The sequence below is a fragment of the Cyclobacterium qasimii M12-11B genome (genome assembly GCF_000427295.1).
GTDB lineage: Bacteria > Bacteroidota > Bacteroidia > Cytophagales > Cyclobacteriaceae > Cyclobacterium > Cyclobacterium qasimii.
On the sequence record NZ_ATNM01000064.1, the window covers coordinates 23,766 to 41,318 of the forward strand.

General features: G+C 38.2%; 11 protein-coding genes and 2 pseudogenes. 4 read left to right on the plus strand and 9 right to left on the minus strand.

Annotated features, from left to right (window positions below; all coding sequences use genetic code 11):
• Positions 1-99 precede the first annotated feature (99 nt).
• The 4 genes and pseudogenes from porW (at position 100) to uvrC (ending at position 7,060) form a co-directional block, all read left to right on the plus strand.
• A complete protein-coding gene (gene porW / locus ADICYQ_RS29555; RefSeq protein ID WP_316929266.1) occupies positions 100-1,485 on the plus strand; it encodes a type IX secretion system periplasmic lipoprotein PorW/SprE in 1,386 nt (461 codons plus the stop codon).
• Positions 1,410-2,732 carry a tetratricopeptide repeat protein gene (locus ADICYQ_RS29560; protein WP_316929267.1) on the plus strand — a complete coding sequence of 441 codons (1,323 nt, stop codon included), beginning with the start codon at positions 1,410-1,412 and terminating at the stop codon, positions 2,730-2,732. The genes porW and ADICYQ_RS29560 overlap by 76 nt, the downstream gene beginning before the upstream one ends.
• Before the next feature lie 8 nt (positions 2,733-2,740).
• Complete coding sequence (locus ADICYQ_RS05505; RefSeq protein WP_020889029.1) at positions 2,741-5,050, plus strand: penicillin-binding protein 1A; 2,310 nt, start codon at positions 2,741-2,743, stop codon at positions 5,048-5,050.
• Between the two features lie 215 nt (positions 5,051-5,265).
• Positions 5,266-7,060: pseudogene (gene uvrC, locus ADICYQ_RS05510) on the plus strand (excinuclease ABC subunit UvrC).
• Between the two features lie 55 nt (positions 7,061-7,115).
• On the opposite strand, the gene porN reads toward uvrC, so the two are convergent.
• The 9 genes and pseudogenes from porN to ADICYQ_RS05560 all read right to left on the minus strand — a co-directional run bounded on the left by porN (position 7,116) and on the right by ADICYQ_RS05560 (position 17,317).
• Positions 7,116-7,940, minus strand: a complete 825-nt coding sequence (gene porN / locus ADICYQ_RS05515; RefSeq protein ID WP_020889033.1) for a type IX secretion system ring subunit PorN/GldN — start codon at positions 7,938-7,940, stop codon at positions 7,116-7,118.
• 43 nt (positions 7,941-7,983) lie between these two features.
• Positions 7,984-9,585 (minus strand): type IX secretion system motor protein PorM/GldM, encoded by a 1,602-nt coding sequence (gene porM / locus ADICYQ_RS05520; protein WP_020889034.1) that lies wholly within the window; start codon positions 9,583-9,585, stop codon positions 7,984-7,986.
• Positions 9,586-9,643: 58 nt separating this feature from the next.
• Positions 9,644-10,450, minus strand: a complete 807-nt coding sequence (gene porL / locus ADICYQ_RS05525; protein WP_020889035.1) for a type IX secretion system motor protein PorL/GldL — start codon at positions 10,448-10,450, stop codon at positions 9,644-9,646.
• Positions 10,451-10,512: 62 nt separating this feature from the next.
• Complete coding sequence (porK, locus tag ADICYQ_RS05530) at positions 10,513-11,607, minus strand: T9SS ring complex lipoprotein PorK/GldK (RefSeq protein ID WP_040414780.1); 1,095 nt, start codon at positions 11,605-11,607, stop codon at positions 10,513-10,515.
• A gap of 114 nt (positions 11,608-11,721) precedes the next feature.
• Positions 11,722-12,696: a PorP/SprF family type IX secretion system membrane protein gene (locus tag ADICYQ_RS05535; RefSeq protein ID WP_040414700.1), complete on the minus strand. Its 975-nt coding sequence runs from the start codon at positions 12,694-12,696 to the stop codon at positions 11,722-11,724.
• Positions 12,697-12,773: 77 nt separating this feature from the next.
• Positions 12,774-13,547 carry a uroporphyrinogen-III synthase gene (locus ADICYQ_RS05540; protein ID WP_040414702.1) on the minus strand — a complete coding sequence of 258 codons (774 nt, stop codon included), beginning with the start codon at positions 13,545-13,547 and terminating at the stop codon, positions 12,774-12,776.
• Between the two features lie 14 nt (positions 13,548-13,561).
• Positions 13,562-14,673 (minus strand): annotated as a pseudogene (locus ADICYQ_RS05550) (DUF4271 domain-containing protein).
• Positions 14,673-16,409, minus strand: coding sequence for a BamA/TamA family outer membrane protein (locus ADICYQ_RS05555; RefSeq protein WP_020889040.1), 1,737 nt, complete (start codon positions 16,407-16,409; stop codon positions 14,673-14,675). Before ADICYQ_RS05555 ends, ADICYQ_RS05550 begins: the two are co-directional and overlap by 1 nt.
• On the minus strand, positions 16,403-17,317 hold the full coding sequence (locus ADICYQ_RS05560) for an SMP-30/gluconolactonase/LRE family protein (protein WP_040414709.1): 915 nt from the start codon (positions 17,315-17,317) through the stop codon (positions 16,403-16,405). The genes ADICYQ_RS05555 and ADICYQ_RS05560 overlap by 7 nt, the downstream gene beginning before the upstream one ends.
• Positions 17,318-17,553 lie beyond the last annotated feature (236 nt).

The window sequence follows — 17,553 nt, forward strand, 5'->3', positions numbered from 1 at the left end:
TTTAGATATTTATTTTTTACAAAAATAGAATTTAATTCCTTTCGTTTAAATATTTATTCCAAAAGAACTAATTTGGACAAGAATTCAAACATAAAAACATTGCAAAGGAACATTTTATTTTTCTTTTTGGCTATCGCCTTGAATCTGCTACCTTCCTGCTCCTCGCAGAAAGACACATTTACCAACCGTTTGTATCATAACACAACGGCCAAATTCAATGCCTATTATTATGCCAAAGAAAAAATTCTTGAATTAGAAGATGAAATAGAAAATGAATACCAGGAAGACTTCTCTCAAGTACTCCCTGTTTTTTATACCATAGACAGTGCGACCATTGAATCCAAGGAAGAACTTCTGAAAGAAGCGAGAGAGATGGCTTCAAAAGCAGTGGATTGGCATAAAATAAGCAAATGGGTTGACCCTTCCTATTACCTGATCGGCAAGGTAGATTACTACCGAGGCCAGTATGAAGAAGCCCAAAACACTTTCAAATTCTTAAATGTTAATAGTGAGCAAGACGATGTAAGGCATATTGCATTGATTCAACTTTTAAGGTCTTTCATTGACCACAGACAATTTGAAGACGCTAGCTTTGTTATTGACTTCCTTTCCAAGGAAGAAAATATCATCGATGAAAACAAACAATACCTGTACAAGACTTTGGCTTATTACTATGAAGCTAGAGGAGAAATGGACTTGATGGCTCCTTCCTTATTCAAATCACTTGAATATACCACAGACAATTCAGAAGCTTCAAGAATTAATTTCATACTGGCACAGCTTTATCAAAAAGCAGGTTTAGATGCATTTGCCTACGAATATTACCAGAAATCAGTTTCTGGAAGTCCAAACTACGAACGCATCTTTTTTGCACAGCTATATTCCCAACAAGTAGCGGAACTTGAGCGAAGCAAGGACCTGAAACGCGTACGGGATTATTATGATGACCTTTATAAAGACAATAAAAACGTTGATTTTCGAGATGTCATTCTTTTTGAAAAAGGCCGTTTTGAAAAAAAACAAGGGAACCTGGATGAAGCCATTCGGTTATATTCCCTTGCCACCAAAGAGATCACAGAGAACGACAGGCAAAAGGGATACATTTACGAAGCACTCTCCGATTTATTCCTTAACGAAAAGGAAGATTTTCTGAAAACTAAATACTATCTGGACAGTGCCCTAACCAAATTTAAAGAAACAGATAAAAATTATGGCGTACTGGCTGCCAAAAAAATTGTTTTCGATCAGTACGCTTTAAATTATGAATTGTTAACCACCAATGATAGTCTCATTCAACTTAGCCAACTAAGTCCAGAAGCGCAAGAAAAATTTATTGATGAATTTTTAGCGCAAGAGGAAGAAAGGTTAATCAGGGAAGCTGAGATGAACAAAGAAAAAAGACGCAAGGCGTGTTTGAAAACCTATTGGCTTTCGGAAGTAGCGGAGGAGGTTCAGGGGCGACTTTTTATTGGGACAATACGGTAGCCATTCAAAAAGGAGCTTTGGAATTTACCCAAATGTGGGGAAACAGACCTCTGACAGACAACTGGAGAAGTAGCGACAGGGGATTTCAAGAAGCCGCCAATTCGGAGGGAAGCAATTCTATCGATGAAAAAACTGCTCCAGAGGATGAAAACACACCCGCCAGTATCACTACAAACCTACCCGATAGAGCAACTTTGTTGAACCAAATCCCAAATTCTCCTGAAATCCGTAAGGAGATGCTAGTAGAGATGGAAGAAGCCTACTTTAACTTGGGTAAGTTGCTATACTTTGATCTTAAACAGCCAGAAAAATCGATTGAATACCTGCAAGCTTTAATTGAAAAATATCCTGAAACACTAAAAAAACCAGAAGCTTACTACACTTTATTTCTGGCCACTAAAGATTTAAATAAAAACGCTGGGAAATACGCCCTGTTATTAAATCAAGAATTCCCGGATTCTCAATTCACCAAGTCCATTAACAATCCCGAAAAGGTATCAGGATCTCAGGCGAATCTTGCCTCTGGAGAAAATTATAAGATTGCCTATGGTTACTTTCAGGAGAGAAGGTATGAAGAGGCAAAAAATATAGTAAGACAGACTCTCAATGAATATCCTTTAACAAAAAATACGGATCGATTATTGTTACTCGACATAATGATTACTGGCCAGTTAGAACCATTGGATACGTATAAAACCCGTCTTAGAACTTATTTACAGCAAACAAAGGAAGAGGAACTATTGGATTTTGCAGAAAAACTATTGAAAGCTGTAAGCGAAGATGAGGGCAATGCTCCGGTTCCAAATACTGAGGCCACTGATAAAAAAGAAGTTGCCTCAGATATTTCAGTAGATTTACCCGATGATCCTAATGTTCAATCCCCCTACAAAGAGAACCTCAATCAAACCCATATATTCATCTTACCAATGAACACCACTGTGGCTGAAAAAGCAAGTGACCTCACGGCTGCACTTGAGAGTTTTCATAATTCAAACTTCTCCAGTGAGCGTTTGAGAACGGGAACAATTTCACTTGGAAGGGATACAACCATTTTGATCATTAGTCCATTTTCAAATTCTGAGAAGTCACTTGCATATAAAGAGACCTTTTTGAATAGTTTTAATAATGATTCCTTAACTGAGGAAATAAAAAATAGTAGTTTTGTAATTTCAATTGAGAATTTTCAACAACTCAATAAAAGGAAAGACATTGAGGAATACAGGTCTTTCTATAAGAAAGCTTATTGACATCCAATATGAGTAAAATTAAGAATAAAAATGCCAAGCCTCTTTATGCTAAAATAATTAGGTACATGTGGCTTGTTTTCATTTTAGGGTTGGCCGGTTTCGTCCTATTTGTAGTATCAGTAAATGCCAATTTCTTAGGTCTATTCGGAGAAATGCCCGAATTTGAATCCCTGGAAAATCCTGATAGTGAGTTGGCTTCAGAACTTTACTCTGCAGATGGTATCTTACTTGGTAAATACTTTAGAGAAAATAGAACTCCCGTCACCTATAATGAACTCTCTCCAAATTTAATCAATGCATTAATTTCGACTGAGGATGTTAGGTTTGAGGATCATTCGGGGATTGACCCACGAGCCTTGGCGAGGGTTTTTGTTAAATCCATTATTTTGATGCAGAAAAATGCTGGGGGAGGAAGTACCCTTAGCCAGCAAACTGCTAAAAATCTATTTAAAACTCGAACAGGAGATTCTCAGGGATTATTAAGTAAAATCCCTGTATTGAGAATGATCATCATTAAGACCAAGGAATGGATTGTGGCCACTAAATTGGAAAGTGCTTATACCAAAGATGAAATATTGACCATGTATCTCAATACTTCTGATTTTGGAAGCAATTCATTCGGTGTAAAGACCGCCTCAAAAACATTTTTCAATAAAGACACCAGAGACCTTAATGTACAAGAATCCGCTACTTTGGTAGGTTTACTGAAAGCTCCCTCTTATTACAGCCCAGTTTACAACACGGAGAATTCTACCAGAAGGAGAAATACTGTGTTGGCTCAAATGAAAAATGGAGATTTTATTTCTCAGGCTCAATTTGACTCCATAGCCTCCATACCAATGGAGCTAGAATATCAAGTGGAAAGTCATAATGAAGGCCTCGCTACTTACTTTAGAGAGGCTGTTAAGGCCGATTTGATCAAATGGACCAAAGAAAACTTACAGCCTGATGGAAGTAACTACGACCTATTTGGAGATGGCCTAAAAATATTCACGACAATAGATAGTCGCCTCCAAAAATATGCTGAAGAAGCTGTTCAGGAACACATGTCGGAATTACAAAAGAAATTTGAAGCAGAAATGGGTGATAGAGACCCTTGGATTGACAGTCGCCATAGGGTCATACCAGAATTCATTGAAAACGCAGTAAAGAGAACTGAGGCTTATAGAAATCTAAAGTCCCGCTATGGAGACAATAAAGACAGCATTGATTTTCAACTTAATGTAAAGAAAAAAATGAAGGTCTTTTCTTACGAAGGGAACATTGATACGTTAATGAGTACCATGGACTCTATGCGGTATTATAAGAAGTTTCTGCAAACTGGGTTTGTTTCTATGGACCCTCATTCAGGACACATCAAAGCCTGGGTAGGAGGAACCAACCATTCCCACTTTAAGTACGATCACGTAAAACAGGGTAAAAGACAACCTGGTTCCACTTTTAAACCTTTTGTATATGCTGCTGCCATAGAAAATGGATATGGCCCATGTTATACGGTAATAGATCAGCCTGTAGAAATTAACATTCCCAATCAACCCACTTGGAGGCCTCAAAATGCAGATGGGAAATTCACTCATGAGCGGATGACAATCAGGTCTGCCATGTCACAATCTGTCAACTCCATCACTGCCTACATGATGAAAAAACTCAGTCCGGCTGTGGTAGTAGAAACAGCTCATCGAATTGGGATCACGAGTGAGTTGGAGGCAGTACCAGCACTTGCCCTGGGAACAGTTGATGTCTCAATCATGGAAATGGTAGGTGCCTTTAGCACCTTTGTCAATAAAGGAGAACACATTACCCCTATCTACATAGACAGAATTGAAGATAAAAATGGCAATGTTCTACATCAATTCATTCCCAGGAAAAGAACTGCTATGAGTGAGGAACATGCCTACATCATGGTCTATATGCTTAGAGGTGGTACGGAAGAAGAAGGTGGAACAAGTCAAGGCTTACCCTGGAGTATAAGAGACCAAGGAAATGAAATAGGCGGTAAAACCGGGACTACTCAAAATGCCTCTGATGGCTGGTACATGGGCATCACAAAAGATTTGGTAAGTGGTGTATGGGTAGGTGGTGATGACAGAGCCATCCACTTTAGAAGCTGGATAAATGGTCAAGGATCGAGAACGGCCAGACCAATTTGGTCAAAATACATGAGCAAAGTGTACGAAGACACCTCTCTGGGCATTACAAAAGGGCCATTCGCTAAACCAGAAAGACCTATTAGCATAGAAATTGATTGCTCTAAATATGACTTGGAAACTGAGGAATACCAGGAATTTGACTACGACGCAACTTCAACTGATTTTTAATCCCATGTTAAGTGTCAGGTTTCTTTATGAAGCCTGACGCTTAACAAAGGGTCAATGCTACTCAAGTAAGGAGAATTAGGTAAAAGTCTTGACCGCAATCATCTGAATAGATTTCAGAATCGATTAGCGCTATTGAATACCTTCTTTTGCTTAGATCCATTTCCAAAAAATTCGATTAATAAGAATAAATAAAGATTACTACTGTCTATATGGACATGCAATCCCCATCCTATTTACCTGAGAATCATAACCAGCTGCCTGAATTGCCAGGAGTTTACAGGTATTACAATGCGGAGGATAAACTTATCTATGTAGGAAAAGCCAAAACCTAAAAAAAAGGGTTAGCAGCTATTTTAATAAAAACACCGGAATTAATCAAAAGACCAAAAAAATGGTAAAGGAGATCCGAAAGATCGAAATTACCATGGTCAATTCTGAATTTGATGCCTTATTACTCGAAAATAATTTAATTAAAAAAACCCAGCCCAAATACAACATCCTTCTTAAGGATGACAAGACGTATCCCTACCTTCTACTCACAAACGAACATTTCCCAAGGATCTACAGCACCCGACGGGTAATCCCCTCCATGGGTACCTATTTCGGGCCTTTCGCTAGCGTTAAGTCCATGAACAATGTCTTAGAGCTCATTCATAGTTTGTTTACATTGAGGACATGCAGATTGGACCTATCTCCTGAAAAAATTTCTGCTTCGAAATACAAAGTTTGTCTGGAATACCATTTGGGCAATTGTAAGGGACCTTGCGAAGGATACCAGATAGAAAAAGATTACCTGGCAGACATAGAACTGGCTAAAAACATCCTCAAGGGGAACATGGGTTTGGCCAAAAGTTACTTTAAGGAAAAAATGCAAGAAAGTGCAGCCTCATTGGACTTCGAAGGTGCTCAGAGTTTCAAAGACAAATTTGATTCACTAATAAACTACCACGCAAAATCGCTTGTCATCAACCCGAACACAGATAGCCTGGATGTCTTTACCATAGTAAGTGAAGAGAAATTTGCTTTCGTGAATTACCTACGGATAAAAAATGGTGCGATCACATTAAGCAAAACGGTAGAATTAAAAAAGAAGCTGGATGAGTCAGATCAGGAGTTGCTTTTAACAGCAATAGTCAGACTAAGAGATCAATTCATGAGCGATGCCAAGGAAGTCTTGGTAAACATTGACTTTGTAGAAAGTCCGGAAGGATTATCATTAATTCAGCCCAAAATAGGCGACAAAAGAAAACTAATAGAGCTAAGTCTTAAAAATGCACTCTACTATAAAAAAGAGAAACTGTCCTTTGCTGATGAAGGCAAGGACAAAAAAACAGGGTATTGCTTCAATTAAAGAAAGACCTTTCTTTAAGCGAGTTGCCTAATCATATTGAGTGCTTTGACAACTCCAATATTCAAGGGACTAACCCTGTGGCCAGCATGGTTTGTTTTAAAAATGGCATACCAGCAAAAAAAGAATACCGCCATTATCACATAAAAACGGTGGTAGGACCCGATGATTTTGCAAGTATGGAAGAAGTGGTGTTCAGAAGGTATAAAAGGCTTGTAGCGGAAGAAAAACCACTCCCTAAGCTAATTGTTATTGATGGAGGCAAAGGTCAGTTGTCCTCTGCTGTTGCGGCATTAAGAGACTTAGAGCTTTATGGAAAGATTCCAATAATAGGTATTGCCAAGCGATTGGAGGAAATCTATTCCCCACTTGACCAATACCCTATTTATATAGACAAGAAATCAGAATCTCTTCGATTAATTCAAAGGATTAGGGATGAAGCGCACCGCTTTGCTATTACTTTTCACCGGGACCTTAGGAGTAAAGGAGCTTTAAATAGTAAATTGCTAAACGTTGAAGGGATAGGTGACCTTACAGCCCAGAAGTTATTGAAGCATTTTAAATCTTACAAAAAAATAGAAGCTGCAAGTAAAGAAGAAATAATTGCCCTCATTGGGCAGGGCAAAGGCTTAAAACTTTGGGAAACCATCTCCCAAAAATAAAAGCAGGTACATAAGTACCTGCTTTCTATTAATTTTTATAAGTGTCTTTTTCTAATTACCACTCCCAAAGGTTGTTTTCCCACTCGAGAAGTTCATATTCAAATTCCACAGATTTCAAATACGCTTGAAGGTCCTTATTGGGATCATCTGAATCTACCATATCTACTAACAAAGCATTGTCAGGGTTGGTATATTTCCTTACTACCGAACGGAATAACCTCAAATCAAAAGCCTGGCTGTAAGATAAGTTTTTAGAGGTATTTTTAAAATTCATCCACTGCCCATGTTCTTGGGTAGCAAAGTAATTGTAAAAATCCCTAAACCTTATAAAAGCGATGGTTTTTTGCCCCACATCATAATTGGTTGGTGATGGCATTACTAGCTCAATGTATTTAACATCAAATCTCACCTCAGAACGGTGTTTATCGAAAACAAAATCCTCTCTAAAATCCAAGTAATACAAATCTTTGACAAAAATAGAATCTCCATTTTCAGCGGTCAAAAATTTTGTCTGGAAATCTGTGATAGACAGTCTTTCGTTAAATTCCTCATCGGCGAATACTTCAATGGAATTATCAATCACAGCATCGTAAATATTCATCATGATGCCATCCAACTTCAAACCGCCTGTACCATAAAAAGGCAGGTTATACTTTTCTCTAAGATCAATCCTTCTCCACACACCGATTTGGTACATTTTGTCAGAATCTCTTATAGGAAGTACAGAATAAATCGTATCCATAGCAAACCCTCCATCACCTACATCTACTCCTGGGTTTCCAGAATTAGCATTGTTTTGGGAAAAAGCAGGTAGTGCAAAAAAGCAACATGCAATAACACAAACTGTCAGCAGCCCAAGACCTTTTCTTAATTCTTTCATGACTTCTTTCATTTAAATATAGAACGATTCAATTTCCAGGATATTATTTAATCGGAATTGAAAAGACTTCGTTCACAGTACTTTTGATTTTATTTCCTCTGAAGTTGGTTCTAGTAACTTCTCTTGCAATAATTACCAAACGATCACCGGATTGTGCTTGAGCAAGTAAATTTCTGGAAGCTACATTTTGCCCGGAAATCGATACACTTTCTCTTGGCACGTCATTTCTAACTAGCCTAACTTCTCCAGCCGTTACTTCAAAATTGGCATCTTTTGTCATTGTTCTACCGAAGGTAGGTTCAGGTATGGCCCTTATTTGAAGATTAGTCAAACCGTTTGCAGTGGTAGGATTTTGAAGATCTATTTGAGTATTTCCATTAAAAGGACGTATAGTAGGCGCGGGTACAGGTTTGATATCATAATCCACAGAACCTATTTTATTACCCCCACTAGAGACCCCAATCACAACTTTCCCTGAAGCTGCTGGGATAATCGTAACATCAGAAGGCTTAGAGCCTTTGATGGACTGTCCACCGGTCACAGCAAAAGAAGGTGCATAGCTATTGCCCAAAGCAGGAACCTCTATAACCAAATCATTGGCGCATTCAGCATAAAGCTGGTTGACCACTTCAGAACTTACTTTAATAACAGGTTGGGCAACAAAATATTCATAATCTATGGTAAATACACTGTCTACACCCCCTATTGGAACCCTGATTTCACCTTTAAGTGATCTGGCAGCAAGCCCCCTGTCATCATAACTTGAGGCTGGCGGTACAGGGAAATTAATTTTACCAAAACCCTCTTCTACAGGTATTGCGCGGCCACCGGCAGTCATATTTATCTCAGTAGAGGAAGAAGAGGAAGCCAAAAACATTTCAGCTTCGAAAGTAGTACCCGCAGCCACTACGTTGGAATTGGCAGCAATTCTTGCTTTCAATTTATCCGCTTCAAATATAAAAGACCCCAGTGAATTAGTGATTTCAGTCAAGGCTTCACTTTCGATATTCAGTACTTCGTTTTGGTGCTGACTAATAATAGCTAGAACCGCACCAATTGGTGATTTGACATAATTAAGGTTTACATAATCCTTAAAATTGACGTCCACATCATTCTTAAAGAGATCAATTTCATTAGCATCTTTTGCGATCTTTTCAAATGACTTGTTGATTTTCAAATCACCAAGAATTTGGGTAATCTCATCAGGGAAATTATTCAACTTCTCCTGCATTTCATAACCCAGGCGATTGTTGTTGAAAATATTGCCAGGAATATCTACATTTTTCAATGCAGAGGTTCTGAAGTTGCCTTGATCATCAATTGCGTTAGACTCTTCTATCAACCTGGTTTTTGCTTCTTCCAAATAACTAACTAACTCAGAACTTCTTTGTCTAATTTCATTAGCAGCCTCCACTTTTGGAATATCGACCTTATTATTGCCTTGCTGCTCTACCGTTGTAGAGATAATATTAACAGAAAACAGGTTTTTCTGCACATAATTTTTTGAAGTTCTTTCCAACCCATCGTTGATCAATACAAATTTTTGTAGGATTTGATTACTTACCTGTAAAGCCAGCAGAGCGGTCAATACTAAGTACATCATCCCGATCATCCGCTGTCTTGGTGTTTCTTTACCACCGGCCATAAGCTATTTTACTTTATCTTAATTATAGGAATAAAAAATTGATTGGAATAATGAGTTATTAACCCTTCATGGCTGACAACATGCCACCATAGACATTGTTAAGTGAGTGGACATTTTTGTTAAGTTTTGCCAACTCTGTTTTAAACGTTTCAGTTTCCTTACCAGCTTCCTGAATGCCATCCATGGCCACAGAAATATTGGAATAGAATTTATTGATGGTTTTCGCATGCATATTTGAATCCTTCAATTCTTCTTCATACACATTGTTCAAGGCAGAAAGGCTTCTGGTCACACTTACCAACTGGTCTCTGTATGCTTTTGCACCTTCAGAAGCAGAGGACATCTCAGCAAGGGCACTAGCTGTTTTGGTATAAGACTCATTGATCTCAAGCATGGATTTTGATGCTTTTTTAACATTCTGTGCATAATCGTTAGTAGCTACAGCAGCGTCAGAGATATTGCCTAACTTCTCAGTAGTGCTAGCAAGGTTTTGCATGCCTTTGCCTAAACTTTCTATTAACTCGGGTCCGATTTTAGCTTTGGACAACATTTCGTCCATTTTTTGAGCAGTTTGGTCGGTACTTTGAGCAACAGCAGCTCTTCTTGGAGTAGCACCAGCATTCTGACCTTCTAATTCAGGATATACTTTTGCCCAATCCAGCTCTTCATTTTTTGGTTCGAAGGCAGAAAGAAAAAATATGATTGCCTCTGTGGTCAAACCCACACCAATCATCAAAGAAGAAAACGGCCAGTCCAAAATTTTGAACATTGCCCCTAGTATTACAACAGAGGCTCCAATACCGTATATTTTAGGCATTATAGAACCGTAGAACTTATAAGCGAAAGTGTTGTTTTTTGTAGACATATTATGTAAAAATAAAAATTTATAACGGTTTGCTAGTATGGTGTTTACTTAATTAATACAAATTATCGGCGACTTCTTTTATTAGAGTTTGAACTCATAGATCCGGACCTTCCAATATAAGTCATTGTTGTTCTGAAGCCAATATGAGCTGTCTGAACAAATTGGTACTCAAAATTCCTTGAACTCGTTTCTAAAAAATACCCAACATCTTTCCAAGATCCACCTCTAACCACTTTACGGCTTTCTGTAGAATCCATATAAGTTGGGTTCATGTCCCAGATCAAGGAATTGGCAGCAGGATTGTACGCATCCTCTACCCACTCCGACACATTTCCCGCCATATTATAAAGACCATAGCCATTCGGTGCAAAGGCATCCACAGGAGCCGTATACGCAAAGCCATCGTCTATATAGTTACCTCTACCAGGTTTAAAATTAGCCATCAAGCAGCCTCTACGATTTTTTAAATAAGGGCCACCCCAAGGAAACTTAGCAATATCTTTTCCCCCTTTGGATGCATATTCCCATTCTGCCTCCAATGGCAAACGAAACTTAGGCATGTCAAATTCAGACTCATCATTGGCATTCATGTGATATGATTTCCACTCACAAAATTTCTTTGCCTGATCCCAGCTAACTCCCACTACTGGGTAGTCATCAAAAGCAGGGTGATCAAAATAGTACTCCATCAATGGGTCTCCATAATGGTGGGTAAAACTTTGTGACCAAATAGTCGTATCAGGTAGTAACTCTTCCAAAACAAATTCAGGTGGATTAGCCTGAGTGGTAGGGGTGCCTAAGGCTAGTTCACCCATTCTAACCGCATCAAGAAATTGTCTGTACTTGTTGTTAGACACCTCATATTTATCCATAAAAAATTCAGAGATAGTCACTTGCTTATTAGTAGATGCTCTGCTTACGCCAATGTCTTCATCAGCCTGGCCCATCCAGAAAGTTCCGGCCTTTACAGGTACCATTTCGAAAGGCAACGATTGCTGCCATCCTGCTCTCTTGGGAACACCCGTAACTTCTCCTCTTCTATTGAGCTTTTCACTAGCTGTGCCTTTATTTCCGAAAAGCCCACAACCTTGAAGTAGTGTCATTATTAATAACCCTGAAACCAGGGTCAAAAAGCTATGATTCATTTTTCTTAACATAAATGACAATAAAGTAACTACATTCATTTTCAACCATTTAAACAATCAACTAATTCGAAATTTAACAGATTTTATTAGAAAATCGCAAGGTTTTCTTTAATAAAATTCTTTAATCTAGAACCTGAATCTCGGAGTCCTTTGAATAATTCTGTCAATTTGCTTCGATACCTGAGGTATATTATAAGTAAGCATGAACTCATGGGAGGATGGTCTTTTAGCTTGAACACCACCAACTACCAAGTCAAATGCGTACCCTAATCTAAGAGAGTTATCTTTTAATAAGCTGTACCCTAACAAAACTGATGCCGATTCCTCTACCCTATAAGCCATGCCAAGGCTAATCCTTTTATTATACGTGCCTATAACGCTAAAGTCATAAGAAAAAGTATTTAAAGACACTGATTTCACCAACATACTAGGTTCAACACTAAACTGCGCAAAAGTGTTTATTTTGTACCCAACTAGTAGATAATTGTGATTCTCAAGTTGATTGGCCAAACTACCACTTCCAAAATCAAAAGCTGGCTCATTAAGACTTCGGCTACTTAAACCTAAGTAAAAATTTCCTCTATCATACAATAAACCCACAGATGCCGTTGGCCTTAACTGGTTTTCATCACCAGTGGAAGGTATGCTGGGATCTGGATTTACAGGTGAAAATTCCCCAAATCTAATCGTACTGGAGAAAAAACCACCTGAAGCACCTACTCTCAAATTGCCTCTACCTAAGCGAAGGTGATAAGCAAGTGAAAGATCTACTTCCTGGTTATTAAAAGGTCCAATCTGATCATTCACCGCTACTAACCCAAAGCCAAGTGGCAACCCTTTCATCCTTCCGGAGAAAGAAATAAGTTGCGTTGTTGGTGCTCCACCCGTTCCTGAGCTGGTACTATAATTTAACCATTGACTTCTGTGAAGCGCTGTTATTGAATACCCTTCCTCTTTTCCTGCAAAAGCAGCATTATAAAAAATGCCGTTGTGCATATATTGAGTGAATTGTGCATCCTGCTGAGCAATGACTTTCGGAGATTCCAGAAAATAAGCCATGCCAAACAACACAAAGGTCAACAGGTAAATTCTTTTGTTCATGCGTACAAGATATTTTGCAATTTGAAATCTATTCTACACATTTAAACTGAAATTACCAGTAAAAAGATTAAAAGAAATCAGATTTTATTTGCTTTTTTTATATACAACTCCAATGCTCCAGTCATACTTGGGGCATTTGGTAGTGGCGCTTCAATGTCCATGATAAGGTTCATATCCTTCACAGCTTGAGCTGTAGTAGGGCCAAATGCAGCTATTCTGGTTTTCCCTTGTTCAAAATCTGGAAAATTATCTAACAAAGATTTTATTCCAGAAGGACTGTAAAAAGCCAAAATATCATATTTAATATCCTTAAGGTCCGATAAATCTGCCGCTACTGTATGATAGATAATCGCCTCTGTGAAATCAATATTGTTCTTACTTAAGAATTGAGGAATATCGTCTTTCCTTATATCAGAACAAGGAAAAATATATTTCTCAGACTTGTGCTTCTTAAAGAAGTCAAATAAATCAGCTGCCGTACGAGTACCTACGAATAATTTCCTTTTTCGGATCACAATGTATTTCTGGAGGTAATGGGCTGTCTGCTCAGAAATACAGAAGTATTTCATATCGGCAGGCATCTCAATTTTCAACTCCTGACAAATTCCGAAATAATGATCAATCGCATTCCTACTTGTGAATATGACTGCTGTATGTTTAAGAATTTCTATTTTTTGCTTCCTAAAATCTTTTACAGATACTGGCTCAACCTGTATAAAAGGCCTAAAGTCAATTTTGATCTTGTATTTTTCAGTCAAGTGAAAATAGGGGGACCGCTCATCGGTAGGTTTAGGTTGTGACACCAAGATGCTCCTAACTCGATTTAGTCTGTTTTTTGTTGCTTGCGTCATTTTTATTTTTTTCCTTATCCTAGGAGTAATTTACAAATAACCAAAAAGGGGATCAATTCAGAGGTGCAAAGGTAAGAAAATAAATGATAATTATTAAATCCGTTTTTTTTATACAACCATATTGCTAATCCTATTAAACCCAAAGAATATATTATAAAAAAAGTATAATACATATAGGAGAAATGCTCGTACAAGGAAACCCAATTGTTTGCGTAAACCACTATAAGCATACAAATGATAATGAAAAGAGCAAATCCCCTAACCTTTAATAAATAAAAGAAATGGGGGAAAGCAATCTTTTTAGGTTGAATAAAAAGGCACCCGTACCCAACCATAAAAACTTCAAAAATGTGATAATTGTCAACATTAATGAAAAAATCAGCCAGCCATAGGTCAGTTTTTCAACTTCACCATCCAATCCCATACCAAAAAAATCTATGCCCAATCCGTGGATGACCAGGATCACAAGTAAGCCTGTACACATATTGATAAGCACAAGGTAAAACAACAACTCAGCAGAATAAATTTTCGAAAAACTACCAGACTCCCAAATGTCCTCTATAGAAAAAACACTCTTAGGGTTCCAGAAAATACCGAAAATTGCAGGAAAAAAGGCCCTGAAAATGGCAATCAAAAACAATACGGCAATAAGCGCTATAAAGAAAAAATTCTTTATTTCATCTTTATCACGTTTGACCAAAACATTCTCTGAAGGGCTAACTTCATTTAAGGTTTTAAAATATCCCTTTTTTATTGAAAATTCCTCAACAGAGATCCCTCGCTTTAAAGCTGTAACTTCTAATTTCCCCTCGTTATTTTTAAATGGAGCAATGGCATTGTTGCTGATCACCAAAATGGTGTCACTTGGGTAATACTCCCATAAGGCATCGTTGAAAAACAATCCTGTGCCCTTAGGCAAACGAATCCGCCAGGAAGCATCAGGGAATTGATTCACATCCACCGTAACAGCAACAGACTCTTTTTGCTTGAGCCAACTATCAGAAAAATTCTCATGTAGGGCGGAATCATAATTTATCAATACCTGGGCCAGCGACTTTGAAGGAAAGCTGGACAACATCAATAAAAGCAATCCCTGAAACAACATTATTCGACCAATCCACCTCATTAAAAACGACCTGTAAAACCAAAATGAATTCTAGAATAATTAAAACCTAAAGGCTGACTACCGGCCTGGCCCAACGCGTACACGAATTTAAATATCCCACCGCTAGTTTCCAAGTTTAATCCGCCTCCAAAAGAAAAAGGCCATTCTCCGGGAGCATTATTCACCTTATTCTCTACCCTTCCAAAATCTGTAAATAATAAAAAATAAGAATAAGTCCCAAAATAAAACCTTGGCTCTGCATTTAGATATAAATACCTGTTGGTATAAAAATAATTCTCATTAAACCCGCGAATGGATTGCAAGCCCCCAAGCCTGAATAAATCATTCAACAAAAGGTTGGAGTTGTTCATTTCTCCCGCGCTCAAAGCAAGTTTTAAACCTAAGTTTTGCTGCCACCTGTGGTAGTATGCCATTTTAGCCTTTATATAATATTGCAGGGATGTCTTTTTCAATCCTTCATACAGTTCTGCCGGGAGACCGGTATTTTCAATTAATCGCTTATTCCCCAATCCAAACGTTGCCATGGATTGCCATCCTCGCTTTGGCAAAATAATATCATCCACACGGTTAACAGCAAAAGTAGCCCCATAACTATTGTATCTGAAATCTGCAATTTCAGGTAAGCTGGTGGCTTGCTCATAATTGCTAATCGCCAAAAGATCTCCGGCCTGTCTTTTTCCAAAAAAACTTAAATAAGCAGATGGGCTTAATTGATACCCAATGTTAAGTTCAAAAGCCCTGTTAAGAAAGGTAGTGTCTTCTTTGAGTAAGTTAAAAGAAACGCTTACATCTAAATCCGTCCCCAGTACAAAGGGTTCTTTCGCTTCGATATCTAAATTCTGAGAATATTGACTTAGGCGCTGCCAAATAAGCACATAATCTCTACCTCGCCCGGCCACATTGTACAACTGCAAATCAAATTGACCAGTTACCAGCCACTTGTTGGCCTCGATTTCATTCGGTAACAAGCCTATGATTCCATCCAGACTATTGACTTTCCTGTCATTTACGGGCAGGTAGATAGTGGCTTCCTCGTTTTGGAAAGACAATTCAGGATTACTGACAACACTGATATAAGGAATATTCTTTATGGCTCTAGTTGCCTCCATTACCTTCTTTTGGGAGAATGGCTCTCCAGGCCTGACCCCTAGCTTCCTGGCAAGATATAGCGCTTGGGTTCTGGAGTTTCCTGTTACTTGTAGGGTATCAAAGGTGATAAATGGCCCCTTATCCATATTAATACTGGCTGAAACGCCATTGTTTTCTTGCCGGACACTATCAAGTCTGACAGAGATAAAGGGATAGCCATTGTTTTGCCCAATATCCAGAATCTTCTCCATCAATTTTTTCAATTCCTTGTATCGAAAGGGCTTATTGTCAGCAGAAAGCAGGGGGCTATTCAACCTGTACATCAGCCATGGCTCCAGGTTACCTTTCCTTAGGTCAAGCCATTTGGTTTGCACACCTGTTTCAATATTAAGGGTTAATTGTCGCTCACTTAAAAAATCCAACTTTAGCTCAGGGGTAAAGTAACCTTCGAGCTGCAAAGAATCTTCAACAGCCTTAGAATAATTAATTACCCCAAGACTGTCCGAAAATGACTCCGTCATTTCTTTCACATTCTCCCCCTGACTAATTAGCTTAATTTTTAGTGTATAAGCAGTGTCCTGGGCCGATCCTGTAAGCGCTGTAAATGACAAAACAGCAAAAAAAATATAAGCCAGCGTTTTTACCAAACACCCCTCACCTTCATTTGAAGTGTATATACAGCTTCTGAAGCGGTGATGAACAACGTTTTCCTATCCCCTGCTCCGAAACATACATTTGCAGTCCATTTTTCATCAACTGGGATATGACCAATTTTATCTCCTTTATTGTTAAATATCGTCACTCCATCACCTGTTAAGTACAAGTTTCCTCTATTGTCTATGGTCATTCCGTCGGAACCCATTTCAACAAAAACTTGTCTGTTGGTTAGATAGCCATCTTCCTCAATGTCATAAACATAGGTTTTCTTAGCGCCTATATCAGCAACATAGAGCTTTGTCCCATCTGGAGAGCCTACTATTCCATTAGGCTTTACCAGGTTTTCATCTACTCTGAAAAACTGAAATCCATCACTCCCTAAATAATATAAGTGATTCCCATCTTGTTGCATGGCTGGATCTCTTTCCCAATATTTCCTTTCATACAAAGGATCGGTTAAATAAATACCACCCCTTGGATTAACCCACAAATCATTGGGGCCATTAAGTTTATTGCCTTTGAAACTTTCAATCAACACTTTTGATTTACCTTCTTTATCAAATGACCAAAGTTGGTTGTCCATATCGGCACATGCGAGTAAATCGCCCTCTCGGGTAAAGTACAATCCATTGGCCCTTCCTGAGGCATCTGTAAATTCAATAATCTCACCAGTCCCAAATTTCCACTGGTAAATTTTATTATTAGGTTGATCTGTAAAAAAAATATTTCCTTCCCTGTCCACAGCAGGACCTTCTGTAAAGCCATATCCATCACCGACTTTGACTAATTCAACATTTTTAGCCACCAGACTTTTTTTAACATCCATCTGGGCAAATGCAGGAGTGAACAAAATAAGAAACGACAAACAAAGCAAGGAAAATATTCGATTCATATTCATCTATAGTATTGGTTAGGGTTCTTTTTTTCTGAGAGTTACAAAATTAAGGCAATTATCACCAAAAACTAAAACCTAAACCCAATTATCTTTAACTTTGTAAAAAGAGTAATCTGAAACATCCCACAACAACCAGATTGAGCAAAACTTGAAATAGCCAGTACTGGTACTTCACAAATTTGCTTCATTTGCAAGAAAATCAGAAAGACTATTGTCCTACTCTTTACCAAGAAATTAAT